The organism is Bacteroidales bacterium (genome assembly GCA_035353855.1).
Taxonomy (GTDB): domain Bacteria; phylum Bacteroidota; class Bacteroidia; order Bacteroidales; family CG2-30-32-10; genus DAOQAK01.
The window spans coordinates 57,409-72,215 of record DAOQAK010000003.1; the positions used below are offsets into that span (position 1 = coordinate 57,409).

Genomic DNA, 14,807 nt, shown 5'->3' on the forward strand with positions numbered 1-14,807 from the left:
TTAAATAGCTTTAATCAGGTAATAATTCTTTTTCCCTTTTTGGACTAAAATATATTTTTGGTTTAGTAAATCATTTTCGGAAACGGAATAATTCTCTTCAACTTTTGCTTTGTTAATACTAATGCTTCCTTCTTTCAACATGCGGCGTGCTTCACTTTTGGATGCTGTAACATTTGTTTTTTCAGAAAGAAAATCAATGACCGGGATTCCTGAACTGATTTCACTTTTATTTATATCCGACATGGGAACGCCTTCAAAAACCGAAAGCAAAGTATCTTCATCTATTTTCCTCAAAGTTTCTGTTGTGCTTTTACCAAAAAGTATTTCCGATGCTTCAACTGCCGAATTATAATCATCAAGTGAATGAACACGAATCGTAATATCTTTCGCCAAGACTTTTTGCAACGTACGCAAATGAGGAGCTTTTTTGTGTTCTTCCTCCATTGCTTCAATTTCTTCTTTATTAAAAAGTGTAAAAATTCTTATATACTTAGAAACATCTTCATCGCTTGCATTCAGCCAGAACTGGTAGAACTTATATGGCGATGTTTTTTTTGCATCAAGCCACACATTTCCGCCTTCAGTTTTCCCAAACTTAGTTCCATCTGCTTTTTTAATAAGAGGGGTTGTTAATGCATAAGCTTCACCTCCTGCTTTTCTTCTGATCAACTCCGTGCCGGTAACAATGTTGCCCCACTGGTCGGAGCCACCCATCTGTAGTTTGCAATTTTTATTACTGTAAAGGAAATAAAAATCATAACCTTGTACTAACTGGTAACTGAATTCAGTAAACGACATCCCGCTTTCCATGCGGTTTTTCACCGAATCCTTAGTCATCATATAATTAATGGTAATGTGCTTTCCCACATCACGAATAAAATCAAGAAAGCTAAAATCTTTAAACCAGTCATAATTATTAACTATTTCGGCAGAATTAGCACCACAATTGAAATCAAGAAATTTTTCCAGTTGTTTTCTCTGACATTGAAGGTTATGATATAAAATATCTTCCGATAACAAATTTCTTTCCTGCGATTTTCCGGAAGGGTCGCCAACCATGCCTGTTGCTCCACCTACCAATGCAAACGGTTTATGACCTGATTTCTGAAAATGCAACAGTGTCATAATCTGCACAAGGTTACCAACACCTAGCGAATCGGAAGTTGGATCAAAACCAATGTAACCGCTGGTCATTTCTTTATTCAGTTGTTCTTCAGTACCGGGCATTACATCGTGTATCATGCCACGCCATCTTAGCTCATCAACAAAATTCATAGAGTTAAATTTATTAAGCAAAATTATGAAATTTTTATTACCAAATTTTTATCTAACTTTGTTTTATGATACTTGTCACTGGCGGCACAGGTTTACTTGGCTCACATCTTTTATATGACTTGGTGAAAGATGGCACTAAAGTCGTTGCTCTGAAAAGAAGCAATAGTTATACCTCTCAGGTTGAAAAAACTTTTTCATATTATCATCAAAACCCCGAAAATATTTTAAAAAATATTGAATGGCGTGAAGGCGATATCACCGATATTTATTCACTGTACGAAGCTTTCGATAATATTGAAAAAGTTTATCATGCCGCAGCATGCCTTTCATTCGACCCTTCTGATAAAAAGCAAATGCAGAATGTTAATGAAAAGGGAACTGCAAATGTAGTGAATGCCTGTCTTGAAAAAAATATAAAAAAACTTTGTTATGTGAGTTCCATTGCTACATTAGGTCGTGTAGATAATGATGGAATAATTGACGAAGAAACACATTGGAAAAATTCCAACAATAATTCGAAATATTCTATCAGTAAATATAATGCGGAACGTGAAGTGTGGCGAGGAATAGCAGAAGGGTTACAGGCAGTGATTATAAATCCGGGAGTAATTATAGGCCCGGGAAACTGGGAAAAAGGAAGCTCACAGCTTATCGACAGGGTTTGGAGCGGACTGAAATTTTACACACCCGGAGTTAACGGATACGTTGATGTACGTGATGTTTCAAGAGCCATGATTGAATTAATGAATAGTGAAATTGTAAACGAACGTTTTATTATTTCTTCCGAAAACCTCGACTATCTTACTTTCTTCAGTTATGTTGCCGACGCATTGGGAAAGAAAAAACCAAGTATCAACGCTCCTTATTTTACAGGACAATTAGCATGGCGCTTAGAAAAACTTCTAACTTCGTTAACCGGCAAAAATCCTCTGATTACAAAAGAAACAGCAAGAACCGCTTACCAGAAATATTACTACTCAAGTGAAAAAATCAGTAAAGCTTTGAATTTTAAATTCATTCCAATGCAGCAATGCATAAGCGATACATGTAAGTTGTTTTTAATTGATCACAACTCGCATTGAATATAATTTTTATTCAAAATAATATAAATAATCTTTAATCGTTAGCATTCATGCGAAACAGTTTTTTATGATTGAAGCATTTATTAAAATAAGGATTAAGCAGATTTCAAGTATTCTAAGGGAATTAGGGCTTTTTAGATTTTTTCTCCTGATTGGATTCATTGGATTCGTTTTGTTTATTTTATTTATGCAAACATTAGCAACTCCAAATTCATTTTATTCTTCCGGTATATTTTTATTCGTAATTTCACTCATCCAGATAAATCGCTCCGATAAACATTTTCTTAAAATTCATTTCATTAATTCCAAGCTGATACTTGCAACAGAATATTTATTAATGATGATTCCGTTACTTACCTGTTTATTTTATAATATGCAATGGACATCAGCGATTTCATCTATAGCTTTAATTTTTTTATTAGTCAATATCGATTTCAAGTTCTCTCAAAAAAGTTTAAATACTTTTATTCAAAGACTAATTCCATCCGATAGTTTTGAATGGAAAAGCGGAGCAAGAAAAACCTTAGTGTTAATTATACTTATTTGGATTCTTGGATTAGGAACATCTTTTTTTGTTGGAAGCGTTCCTGTTGCAATATTTATTTTAGGAATCATACCACTGAGTTTTTATGAAAAAGGTGAACAAATACAAATGATTCTAGCTTACGAAATGAGTACTGATAAATTTTTATTTCATAAGATAAAAATGCAGATGACTTTATTTACAATTCTCACATTTCCTTTAATTATTGCCTTCCTAATGTTTCACCATGACAAATGGTATATTCCGGCTGTTGAGTTTTTTATTCTTTCAACAACACACATATATACTATTTTAACAAAATATGCTTTTTACCAACCGAACAAAAATTCAAATAGCACACAAATATTTGGAATAATAGGTACAATGGGAATAATTATTCCTGTTTCTATTCCGATAGTATGGTTTTTATCCATTCGATTTTATATTAAGTCAAAAAAGAATTTAAATTTTTATCTGAATGATTACAATTGAAAATATAGTAGTATCATACACCAAAGGGAAAAATGTAATTGATTTATTAAACCTTCATCTCCCGGATAATACTATTAACGGGATTGTCGGCTTAAATGGCGCAGGGAAAACAACTTTATTAAATTCTATTTACGGATTAAAAAATATTGATTCGGGCATCATAAAAAACGATGATAAAAAAATTAATAAAAAAGATATATCATTCCTTGAAACTGAAAATTATTTTTATTCATACATTACAGGCAGGGAGTACCTTAGTTTGTTTAAGAATAAATTATATGATATTGACAATTGGAATAAATTATTTCTTTTACCGCTTGATATCATAATTGATAGCTATTCAACCGGAATGAAAAAGAAATTGGCTTTGATGGGAATATTAAAGCAAGACAAGCCCATCATGATTTTAGATGAACCCTTCAATGGGCTGGATATTGAAACATGCAGGATAATCCGCCAGATTTTATTGAAATTAAAAGAACGAAATAAAACGATTATAATCACATCACACATTATTGAAACACTAACCAATTTATGCGATGATATACATTACCTTGAAAACGGAAAAATTAAATATAGTAAAAGTAAAAGCGATTTTAAAGAATTTGAGCAAGAAATATTTGCCTCTATTGAAAATAAAAATGAAGAATTGATAAATGAGTTAATTGGAAATATTTCAAAAATATAAAAGTTTTTAAAAAATCAAATCAATTATTAATAGTAACTTTTCTTCTAAATCTTCTCATTAAAGAAAACAAAATCGAATACAGCAAAATAATTACGCTCAGGTAATAAGCTGTTTTGCCAATATAATCGCCGTACTTCACATAGAAAGTAATTTCGTCATTCAGTTTCAAATTTTGTTTTATCACATCTTCAGTCCACCACGAAGTTTTTTGCAATACTTCGCCACGCTGATTGATAAAACCCGAAATGCCTGTATTTGCAGATTGCACAACACTACGTCTTGTCTCAATGGCACGCAAGCTGGCATAATCAAAATGCTGTTTGTAACCTGGGGTATCACGCCACCAGCCATCGTTAGTTATAACGCAAATTATATTTGCACCATTCTTAACATACTCCGAAACAAATTCACCGTAAATGGATTCATAACAAATAACCGGCGCTGCTTTAATAACATCATCGTTCGAGAAAAACACAGACCGTTCATCTTGTATTCCAAGGCTACCAAATGTTCCGCCCAGATCGAGCGCATATTTTTCAAGAAATTTCAAATGCTCCGACCATGGCATTTTTTCAACACCGGGAACTAATTTCGATTTATGATAAATCTGAAAATAATTTGATGAGTCTATGAACATCGCTGAATTATAGGCATCAAACCATCCCGTTTTTCCATAATGACGGGCAGTTGCCGAAATAGTTTCCCCGGGTTTAAACATTTTATGCGATGATAATCCAACCAGAATATTCAACTGCGGGTATTCAGCAACAAAATATTTCAGGCTGTCAATGCTTCTTGATTCACCAAGTGCATCTTCCCAAACACCTTCTGGAATGGCAGTTTCAGGGCATACGATTAAATTTGTACTATCATCGGTTTCTTCAGCTGCAAGATTTATGATTCGTGAAATTTGTTGTTCTGATGTTAGTTCATCAAACTTTTCATTGTACGGATCAATGTTTGGTTGCACAGAAATAACATTTATTTCTTTCCCTTTATCTTCATGATAATAATAAATAAAAAGTGAAATTATAATTGGAACTATTATCAAATCGGCTGTGGCTGCGGAATGCAACAAACGATAACGCAAACATTTTTCTTTATTAAAATATAATTTCAGCGTTCGGAATACAAAAATATTTGTAATTAACACCCAAAATGTTCCACCCAAACTTCCTGTATATTCATACCACTGGATCCACGCAGGATGATTCGAAAAACCATTTCCAAGGTTAAGCCACGACCATGATAATTCCCAGTTCAGATGCAGGTATTCAAAAGCAAGCCAGTAAATAATAAAAGTGATAAATGCAGAATGATGCTTTAAAACTGTACGCGTATAATGAAACAACGATAAAGTAAACGACATAAAAAGTGCATTCAGTAAAACGGCTAATATTACGCCTACCGCTGTTGAATAATAAATCCAATATGTTGTAAGTGCATTCCATAAAAGCATCGCAATAAATGAATAACCAAAAAAGCTGAACCTATTAAAACTGCTTTTATTTTTGTATATATAATCCTCGATGATTAATAAGGGAACAAATGCCAGAAAAAGGAATATGGGAAATCCGCGAACAGGCCATCCTGCCGAAAGTAACAACCCGCTTAAAAATGCAAGAAGGTAAAGATGTCGTTTTTTAAAATTTAAATTCATTCTTTGTTTACAGGGTTTTTGAACAACTTAATATAAAGCGGCCACGAATAAAATTCCTTTTCAATAATCCAGTTTTTATTTAATTCGTTCATTTCATCAGGTGTAAAAGTATTACAAATATTCGATTGTACGACGTATTTATAATTTTCTAACAATTCATTTTCAATATATTTATATCCAAATTTTTCAGATTGCATATTTGTATTATATAAATCAAAATCCATGGGCGCCTTAGCTCCTACTGAATATGAATTGATACCTGATCCTTTGATATAATCGTCAAATTTATTTTTTAAACTGAAATATGGATATACTTTCATTGAGGCATCCCAGCCATTTCCATATCGTTCAGGATATATCCAGAAATTTCCAGAAATAAAAATTAAAATTATTAATGGGAAAATAAATTTCTGAAAATAAATTTTGATTGTTCCAATATAATATACAAATAAAATTATACCGACAATATATGTCGTCATGAAATGCCTGTGAGATACAGGATACAACATTGGAACAAAGAATATCAGATATGGAATAATCGTAAAGAGTAAAATAAAAAACAACTGGTTTCCATTTGCATCATTCTTTTTTCTGAAAATAAAAAAAAATAAAACCGGAATGAATAAAAATATTCTTCCAAAATCAAAAACTTTCCATGCAATATAAATTAAATTTCGGAACATCCTTTCCAGTCCTGCTATCTGATGATAACCTTTATTATCATCATTTATAAAAACCCATCCTGTAGAATAGTAATGATAAAAGAACCAGATTAAAAGTACGATTAACGGAGTAACATAAATATAAAATCTTTTTAAAATAAAATCAATGAATCCCTTATAATTCGTATGATTCATGTACCAATCAATCAATAATATTGAAAACACAAAAGTAAATCCCCTAAGTCGCAGAACTGGAATAAATGCAATTGCAAGAAGAAGTAAAATCTTTCTGTTATCAATAGCGCTATTCACTCCAAGCAAAAAAAGAAAACAAAACACCAAATCATTGCCAGCTAAAAAAACCTGGGTAAATAGTGTTGGCTCAATAAATAATAATAGTAATGCAACCCATAAATATTTTTTTTCAATAAACCTTGATGCCAATTTATAAAACTGGAAAACCATTCCTATTACAAAAGGAAGGATTGCAGCATGACATACCCATAATGATTTACCGAAGATTTTCCATAACACCGCTATGTATACACTGTATAAAGGCATTGCACCCTGATCCGTATCGACATCGGGAAAAATAAAATTTGAAAAATGATTATCGTAAATTAAATTACTCAGCCAGGAAATATTAGCCATATCCCAAAACATAGGAATATTAAGGCTTATAAGTATTACAAAAAAATATAAAAATGAAAATATAATAACAATTGAAGGAATTTTATTTGATTCTGATTTTAATGTGTTATTCATTTTATAATACAGGAAAAATAATTCCACTATCGCATCAGGTACATTTTTCCGAATTCCTGTTTAAAATATTTATCCGCATCGGTTTGCGATTTCTCAATAGTCTTTCCATTAATATAAGAAATAACGCGATACAGGTATACACCGTTCGCAAGTTGATCTCCATATTCATCTTTACCATCCCAGGCATATGGTGTAATATTTCTTCCTATATGAATTGAACCTAATTCATCCAGGGTTATTTCACGAACTACTTTTCCGGTAATTGTCATGATTTGAATCTTGAAATAGTTAGGTATTTCTGAGCCGGTAAGCGTAAATACAAAATGTGTAGCTGTTGAAAAAGGATTAGGCCAGTTCATTACCTGTGTAATTGTTGATTTATTTATCACTTCAAAATCCAGTTCATAATCATAATACCCCGAATTGTTCTGCGATTTATCTTTAGCCTGTACTATCAGCTTATATATCCCGTCAACAGGGAATCCCGCATTATATTCAATTCTACATTTATTATCAGATGAAGACGGAGCCGGATAAAATCTCATGATCTCTTCACCGGACGGAGATGTAAAGTAAATACGTGCAGCTTGTGATTCATCCGGCTTTTGAATAAACACTTTAAAAAGAGATGTATCGGAAATATCATTTAACAACAGGAATTTATTTTCATCCTTCAGTCTTATTTCAATCAATGGTTTAGAAGAAACAATATCGCCATCCATAATATGAACCCCATCAAAAGTTACGTCAAGCAAAGGATTTATCTTGTCAGAGTTCACATAAAATGTATGGCTTCCGATATTATTAAAATGATATTGCTCAACCTGGTCATCATTCGGGTTTACTTCTATCCATAATTCATTAAGACCGGCTAATCCATTAGTAGGAAAGGAAACCGAACCGATAAGTGTATCTCCAACCGGATGTGTTTCATAACGCACATACTTACTTTGAGCAACGTTACGATTTGCATCAATCACCCAGAAATGAATTAAAAGGCTATCCATATTTGCTTCTCCGATATTATGAGTAGCACAGGCAAAATGAATACTATCGCCTTCAGCCACTGTATCGCTTTCAAAAGTATAATACAGCAAAGGGTCTAAGGCAGTCTCAGGTACCGGCTCGTATGTAACCTGCCAGCGAATCATCTGGTAAGGTGTGCTGAATGTTTCATCTTTCATCACTGCCATCAGTTTAATATACGGATAAATACTGCTGTCGATACGGTCGTGGATTGACATATCAAGCGAATCCGATAATGGAGGAAGATCTTTAATTAATATTTCTGTAGATCCATCGTTTTTAATTCCTATTACATTTAATTTTACCTCATCTGTTAAATTCGGATCAATCGATTCCACTCTCCAGAATAACGAATCCCAGCTTGCAGCAGGGCCAATAATTGTAGATTCGATATACCCTTGCTTCCAACGGGTTTGTATAGTATCCGATAAATGTTGTAATTCTATGGTACTTGCTTTTAATTCTGCTACAGAACCCGGTACCGCACCTTTTTTACCAATAATAATATAAGGATTACCATCTGTTGGTTTAGTAATGTTTATTGTATCGATACTACTTCCAATTGAACGAAAAGCGTTAATAAGATTTAAATTCCACTCATTACAAAAATGATTTCGATGCGACATTGCAATAACATAATCGTTTTCAGGAACTGAATCAAGAAGAAAGTGAGCTAAAGCATCCATTTCGCTAACATTGGTTGAAAGCGGGAAATCGAAAACATTGGTTGCCGATGTCTCCTGGCAGTGAAATGCTCCAGAAACATAATATGGGATACCTATTGCTGGCACCTCCCATGGTTCAGCACTAATTGAATCGAGTACAATAATTTTAAATCCATGCCCCATGCCTAAGCAAGTCCATATAAAACCGGGATATGAATAACCATTGATCGCAACTTTTTCTTCAGCCCAATAATAATAGCTATCATTAATAAAATATCCTGTTTGGGCAAATATCGATTTCAAATCGTTCACAAATTGAAAACGTCGTGCAGTTTTATTATATTTCACATATTGGTATTCATCATTTTTAAACTGGAAAAAATGTGCCTGTCCCCATCCGTGTTTGCCGGTGATATATTGGAAAGAACTTTCGCGCCAGGTATATGTTCCATAAGTTGCAGAATCAGGGCTGCAACGCCAGAAATAAACAATACTATCTTTTAATATCGGGAAAACAGGATTCCACGATATAACACCACCGGGATGAACTACAAGCTGTGAAACTTTAGCAGGGCTGTTGAACGCGTCAGTAGTATCCAATTCAAACCGATATGTTTTATTTAAAGCAAAAGGATCACCGGTAGATGCTTTAAGTGTGAGATTTGTAAGCGAAGGTACAATGGCAAACTCGTATGGCAATACAGGAGTTATATCATTTGACTTTATGTTTAAAGTTGCCGAAACCGAATTATTTGTTTCAGATATTTCAGGTATCTCACTGTAAGAGTCAAGCCAAACAGTAAATTTATTTACACCTACACCATTTGAAACACTTACTGGCAGTGCTATAGAAAAGGTATCTTTAAAAAGAGTAGCATCAACAAGTATAATGGTATCTTTTTCTGAACCATCAGGAAATTCACGCTTTACACTTACTCTGAAAACAGTATCAATAGCTTTCCCGATATTTGTTGAAATAATATTTATAGAAAAAACACTGTCGAGAGTAGTAACTTCAGAAGGAGTAAAATACACATCCGGCTGGGTAATCTGGTAATCGGGCAAATCATAACTATTTATTTTAATAGCAGGATCACCATGTAAGGTCATTTCAAGGCAAGCTGATTTATGACTAAAAACATTAGGATACAGTTTTTGTATTGTATCTATTGTATTCTGTATACATATACCAACAGGTTTATTATAATTTATCTGTCCAATATTTTTATAAAAATAATTTGCATAATGATCAAGGGCATCCTGGTATGCATAAGTTATGGAAGCAAGATAACCGATGGTCCCTTTTTCATCAATAAGTATAAAATCTTCACTTGAGGTCTCAACTTCATTGAACAAATCGCCTGCAAGGCATGAAAGAGCCATAAGGAAAGGATACCTTTCGTGATTACTGTATGCAGAAGGGTAATCAATGCTATAATCAAATCCTATTCCTGCACCATGCCCAAAGAATGTCATTAATGATACTCCGTTATTAATAATTTGTTGTAATGAGTCGGCAGTATTTATTTGAATAGGTGCGGTGGAACTTTTAAAGAACGAACGAACATATCCGCCAAATAATGTATCTTCAATTATATTTTTATAATTATTAAGATAAGCTGAAAGGGCATTAACCTGTTGCTGGGTACTCCCGCCTCCAAAATGTAAAACATTTTTCATCCATTCCTGCGGACCTTCAGACTGTACTTGTTCATATTCCTGAACTTTATTTAAATACCATCCAACCTGTGTTGAATTTTTAGCTGCCAAACGACCTATAGGAATAATAGGCGTTAAAGATGTATCACGCTTGACAAAAAGATTATCAGAAGGAGGTGCGCCAAAACCAGGTATAAGTGTGGCACTGTAATATCCCGAGTTTTTCCTGTAACATTTGGAAGCATCTGCATTGGCTGCACGGTAACCTTTTCCAATTAAAAAAACATCTTTAGGAACATCAGAAAAATTATCTTGAGCATAATACATAAAATTACGGATAGCAACCGGGTCCTTTCGAATACCATAACAAAACTGATCGTATAATTCATCAACATCAGCAAGCAATGCCTTATAAGTGCCGCTACCAGACGAATTCCTATAATCCCGATATTCTTCTGCTGCGCTCCATAACGATTTATGAGTAATAATAATATAATTCGAATTTAAAACTGAAGAAGTTGTATAATCAGTGAATTTTGCGAAATTTGAAACATCTGAGTTTACCGGTTCTAATGAAGTTATATTTTGAATTTGACCTTCAGAAGTAATATAACATTTCTTTTCACCAGCAGAATTTGGAAGTACAACATCATAGTTCGAAACATTTTTTACAACCTTTATCCGTTTGTGATTGGTTAAATCATAAAATCGCACTGAATCATTACCAGTAACAGTAAAATTTGAAAGACTTAATTTTACTTTTGCTGAAGCACTTAGATAAGGTACATACATTACAAAATTACTATCACCCTCAAGATTTAATGTATGCGCATATTTCACATTAATATATGACAATGTGTTGTAATCAGGATTGCCGCTACTTCCAAGATCATTAACAGAAGAGAAACTAAAAGAAGATGTAGATGTGCCCAGGGCTGAACATGCTACAGAGCACTTATACCTACAAGTATAGTAACCTTCAAATAATGAATCTATTGTTATACCCGCAAAATTCATGTTAATATGATGGTCAGGATTTAAACCAGCAAAGTTAGATGCACCAACAAGCAGGAACTCTATATCGGCAGTGCCTGAAGAATAAATATTTGCAACAGGAATACTTTTAGTAACTGTACTTCCTTTTGAAAACCATTGATCAAACCAACCTTCAGAAGCAATATATTCCGGATCGGTTACATCGTTACCATCGGTAGTACCAGTTGAATACCTACTAACATAATCAGCTCGTGAAATTTTATTAAAATAGGTCTGGACCGGATAAGAGCCAACATCAGTTTCTAAAGTCATACGATAATTGCTCGTTGAATACGGATTAATGGTCAGATAATAAATTGCCGTATCGTTAAACATACTGTAATTTGCATTGGGATGGTCGGCTTTATTTAAATATAGTGCGGAGTCGTACCATCCGTCGTTGTGCATACCATAAAATTCAATATAATCATTAGCATTAAAAACATTATCATTCTCGCCTTTCACATAAATATATTGCTGCACTCCACGTCCAAAGATTTGAAAACGTTTGGGGTTGGTATTTGCGGGAACACCTGCATTTGCAAGAGTTGCAGAATCAATTCGGAACACGCCATCCCGGTATACAATAATTCGCCAGTATTGCTGGCTATATTTAATCCATTCATTGCCGTATGGCTGTGAAAATGCAATGGAATAAACAGAAGTAAATAAAATTAAAAGAAGTAAATATTTTTTCATAGCAATACTTAATATCTTGCTTTAGTCTGCATTATTTTCACCTTTATTAATATTAATTCTTAACGAAAAAATATTTGAATAAATGGCAATTGATTTATCCAATAAATCGGTTAATGCATAATCAATTTCAAGTTTATTTTTAATGCGAATCCCTATTCCCATATTAGGCTGATAGCTTGTAACCTTTTTACCGGATAAATTTGTTACATACTGAACATTCCCAATGCCACCACGAAGAAATACAATATTTTTATATGATAATTCTCCGCCAAAATGAGGGTCAGCGCTAATGAAATTCGTTCTGAAATAAACATTTCTTTTCCCGTCAAAAGTAAAGTCAACATCCACAACAGGCATAAAAATAAAATTCGGAGAAAGATTAAATTTACGGCTGGCTGAAATTATCAATTTTGGTAATGTAACTTCAATTGAATTGGTTGGAATTTCATTTCCTGTTAAAGAAAAAACTTCTTTCATATTTTCGGGGATATCAAAACTCCAAGCATTGAAAGTGGAAGTAATATCACGTGCAGTAGCTCCAAATAACCATTTATTATATTTATATTGAGCTCCTGCATCAAGACCAAAGCCCCATGAACGAGCAAAATCGCCAACTTTACGATGAACAATTTTAGCATTGGCGCCTACTCTTAGATTCTCGTTTAATTTTCTACCATACGAAAAGATAAAAGCATAATCAGCAGCAGAAAAAGTGGTAATACGATCATAATCAATATTGCCTTCGGCATCAATAAGTTCAGTAGTATTAGGAATATCATCAACTGCAAAACGGATAAAAGAAAAAGCTCCGGCACTCTTTTCATCAATCTTTTTTGCTAATGCACCATAATCATATTTAGCAATGCCTGCAAAATATTCAGAGTGCATTAATCCAAGCTGAAGGTCGGATTCGATATGCGTTAATCCCGCAGGATTCCAGTAACCCGAAGTTACATCATCGGTAATGCTTACTACAGCATTCGACATACCAAGCGCCCTTGCTCCTACTCCGATAGCAAGAAACTCATTACTGTATTTTGGTGCTTGCGCATTTGTATAAACACTATAAAATACAACCGAAGCGATTAATAAGATTTTCTTTATCATGCATTTCATATTTTCAATCTTTTATTTGATTGAATTCCAACGTAAAATTAACAGAAAAAGTATATATTCTTTAATCTGACCTATAAAAATACTAAAATAATACAAAAAATGCAAACATTAATTATCGGAAGCTCATAAGTCCTAATTTCATAACTTAGTCAAATAGGCAAGGATAATTCCGTTACGCGTTCTCTTTTTTATTCTGACTTCAACTAATTTATAATAGCTTCTTTAATTTGGGTTAAAGCTTTTTCAATAACCGAAAGCGGACAGGCGATATTCATTCGCTGAAAACCTTCACCTTCTTTGCCAAATATTGCCCCATCATTAAACCCGACTTTTGCTTTTTTGATAAGAATATCATTTAACTCATTTTGATTTAATTTTAAATTTCTGAAATCAAGCCATAGCAAATACGTTCCTTCCGGTTCAATAAGTTTTATATCGGGTAAATTTTTCTGTAAAAAAACTTTTATAAAATCAATATTCTTTTGCAAATAATCCAGCAGTTGTTCCAGCCAGTCTTCGCCATGAGTGTATGCTGCTTCGAGTGCAATATTCCCAAACAAGTTGCCCATACCAATTTCAATATTGTTAAGAGTTGATTCGTATATGCTGAATAATTTTTTATTTGGAATTATTAATGCCGAAGTGCTTAGCCCTGCTAAATTAAATGTTTTGCTGGGAGCTATTGCTGTAATAACATGCTGTGAAATTTCTTCCGAAATTGAAGCCAAAGGAATGTGTTTGTATTTTCGGTAAATTAAATCGGAATGAATTTCGTCGGATAAAATAATAATATTATTCCTGATGCAGATTTCACTCAAGCGAATTAATTCATCTTTTGTCCATACACGTCCAACCGGGTTGTGCGGGTTTGATAAAATTAACATTCGAGTTTGCTTATCAATTTTTTGTTCCAAATCATCAAAATCAAAATGATAATAGTTATTGATATTTTTTAACGGATTGCAAACCAATTGTCGTTGATTTTTTTCAACAACATGAAAAAACGGATGATAAACCGGCGGCTGAATAATTATTTTGTCACCGGGTTTAGTGAAGGCTTGTACACATATAGCCATTGCAGGTACAACACCGGGACTTACAGAAATCCATTCGCGTTGTATTTTCCAGGCATGTCGTTTTTGAAGCCAGTTGATTATAGAATTATAAAATCCTTCTGGTCTTATGGAGTAGCCATAAATTTCATGTGATAACCTTTCATGTAAAACTTTTACAACAAAATCGGGTGATTTGAAATCCATATCGGCAACCCACATAGGTATTACATCTTCCCTTCCAAATAACTCTTTTCGCAAATCGTATTTAACACAGGCTGTGTTTTCGCGTTGAATTATTTCGTCAAAATTATATTTCATCATGCTTATTTAAAAAAATAAAATTAAAAATTTCTATCCACAACAAGTCGGGATAAATCGGCATAACTCGTTCTGATCATTTTTAAA

General features: G+C 33.3%; 9 protein-coding genes. 3 read left to right on the forward strand and 6 right to left on the reverse strand.

The window, feature by feature from the left end; translation table 11 throughout:
• The gene (gene tyrS / locus PKK00_01185) at positions 1–1,275 is read right to left on the reverse strand and encodes a tyrosine--tRNA ligase (protein ID HNW97007.1); all 1,275 of its coding nucleotides are present in this window, start codon (positions 1,273–1,275) and stop codon (positions 1–3) included.
• Positions 1,276–1,340: 65 nt separating this feature from the next.
• Here tyrS and PKK00_01190 point away from each other — a divergent pair, with 65 nt between their 5' ends.
• From PKK00_01190 to PKK00_01200, 3 genes are all read left to right on the forward strand, one after another.
• The gene (locus PKK00_01190; GenBank protein HNW97008.1) at positions 1,341–2,357 is read left to right on the forward strand and encodes an NAD-dependent epimerase/dehydratase family protein; all 1,017 of its coding nucleotides are present in this window, start codon (positions 1,341–1,343) and stop codon (positions 2,355–2,357) included.
• A gap of 67 nt (positions 2,358–2,424) precedes the next feature.
• A complete protein-coding gene (locus PKK00_01195) occupies positions 2,425–3,372 on the forward strand; it encodes a hypothetical protein (GenBank protein ID HNW97009.1) in 948 nt (315 codons plus the stop codon).
• The gene (locus tag PKK00_01200; GenBank protein ID HNW97010.1) at positions 3,359–4,060 is read left to right on the forward strand and encodes an ATP-binding cassette domain-containing protein; all 702 of its coding nucleotides are present in this window, start codon (positions 3,359–3,361) and stop codon (positions 4,058–4,060) included. The genes PKK00_01195 and PKK00_01200 overlap by 14 nt, the downstream gene beginning before the upstream one ends.
• A 19-nt stretch (positions 4,061–4,079) precedes the next feature.
• On the opposite strand, the gene lnt is transcribed toward PKK00_01200, so the two are convergent.
• The 5 genes from lnt to PKK00_01225 all read right to left on the reverse strand — a co-directional run bounded on the left by lnt (position 4,080) and on the right by PKK00_01225 (position 14,720).
• Positions 4,080–5,720: an apolipoprotein N-acyltransferase gene (gene lnt / locus PKK00_01205; GenBank protein ID HNW97011.1), complete on the reverse strand. Its 1,641-nt coding sequence runs from the start codon at positions 5,718–5,720 to the stop codon at positions 4,080–4,082.
• A complete protein-coding gene (locus PKK00_01210) occupies positions 5,717–7,147 on the reverse strand; it encodes a hypothetical protein (protein ID HNW97012.1) in 1,431 nt (476 codons plus the stop codon). Before PKK00_01210 ends, lnt begins: the two co-directional genes overlap by 4 nt.
• Before the next feature lie 26 nt (positions 7,148–7,173).
• Positions 7,174–12,231 (reverse strand): C25 family cysteine peptidase, encoded by a 5,058-nt coding sequence (locus tag PKK00_01215; GenBank protein HNW97013.1) that lies wholly within the window; start codon positions 12,229–12,231, stop codon positions 7,174–7,176.
• Positions 12,232–12,252: 21 nt separating this feature from the next.
• Entirely contained in the window at positions 12,253–13,338 is a 1,086-nt protein-coding gene (locus PKK00_01220; protein HNW97014.1) for a PorV/PorQ family protein, read from the reverse strand.
• 212 nt (positions 13,339–13,550) lie between these two features.
• Positions 13,551–14,720 (reverse strand): PatB family C-S lyase, encoded by a 1,170-nt coding sequence (locus PKK00_01225; GenBank protein ID HNW97015.1) that lies wholly within the window; start codon positions 14,718–14,720, stop codon positions 13,551–13,553.
• Positions 14,721–14,807: the final 87 nt, after the last annotated feature.

What these genes read in the sequence shown, in the direction of transcription:
- PKK00_01210 (HNW97012.1), bottom strand. Translation starts at nt 7,147, where the DNA reads ATGAATAACACATTAAAATCAGAATCAAATAAAATTCCTTCAATTGTT.
- PKK00_01200 (HNW97010.1), top strand. Translation starts at nt 3,359, where the DNA reads ATGATTACAATTGAAAATATAGTAGTATCATACACCAAAGGGAAAAAT.
- PKK00_01190 (HNW97008.1), top strand. Translation starts at nt 1,341, where the DNA reads ATGATACTTGTCACTGGCGGCACAGGTTTACTTGGCTCACATCTTTTA.
- PKK00_01195 (HNW97009.1), top strand. Translation starts at nt 2,425, where the DNA reads ATGATTGAAGCATTTATTAAAATAAGGATTAAGCAGATTTCAAGTATT.
- PKK00_01220 (HNW97014.1), bottom strand. Translation starts at nt 13,338, where the DNA reads ATGATAAAGAAAATCTTATTAATCGCTTCGGTTGTATTTTATAGTGTT.
- PKK00_01215 (HNW97013.1), bottom strand. Translation starts at nt 12,231, where the DNA reads ATGAAAAAATATTTACTTCTTTTAATTTTATTTACTTCTGTTTATTCC.
- lnt (HNW97011.1), bottom strand. Translation starts at nt 5,720, where the DNA reads ATGAATTTAAATTTTAAAAAACGACATCTTTACCTTCTTGCATTTTTA.
- tyrS (HNW97007.1), bottom strand. Translation starts at nt 1,275, where the DNA reads ATGAATTTTGTTGATGAGCTAAGATGGCGTGGCATGATACACGATGTA.
- PKK00_01225 (HNW97015.1), bottom strand. Translation starts at nt 14,720, where the DNA reads ATGAAATATAATTTTGACGAAATAATTCAACGCGAAAACACAGCCTGT.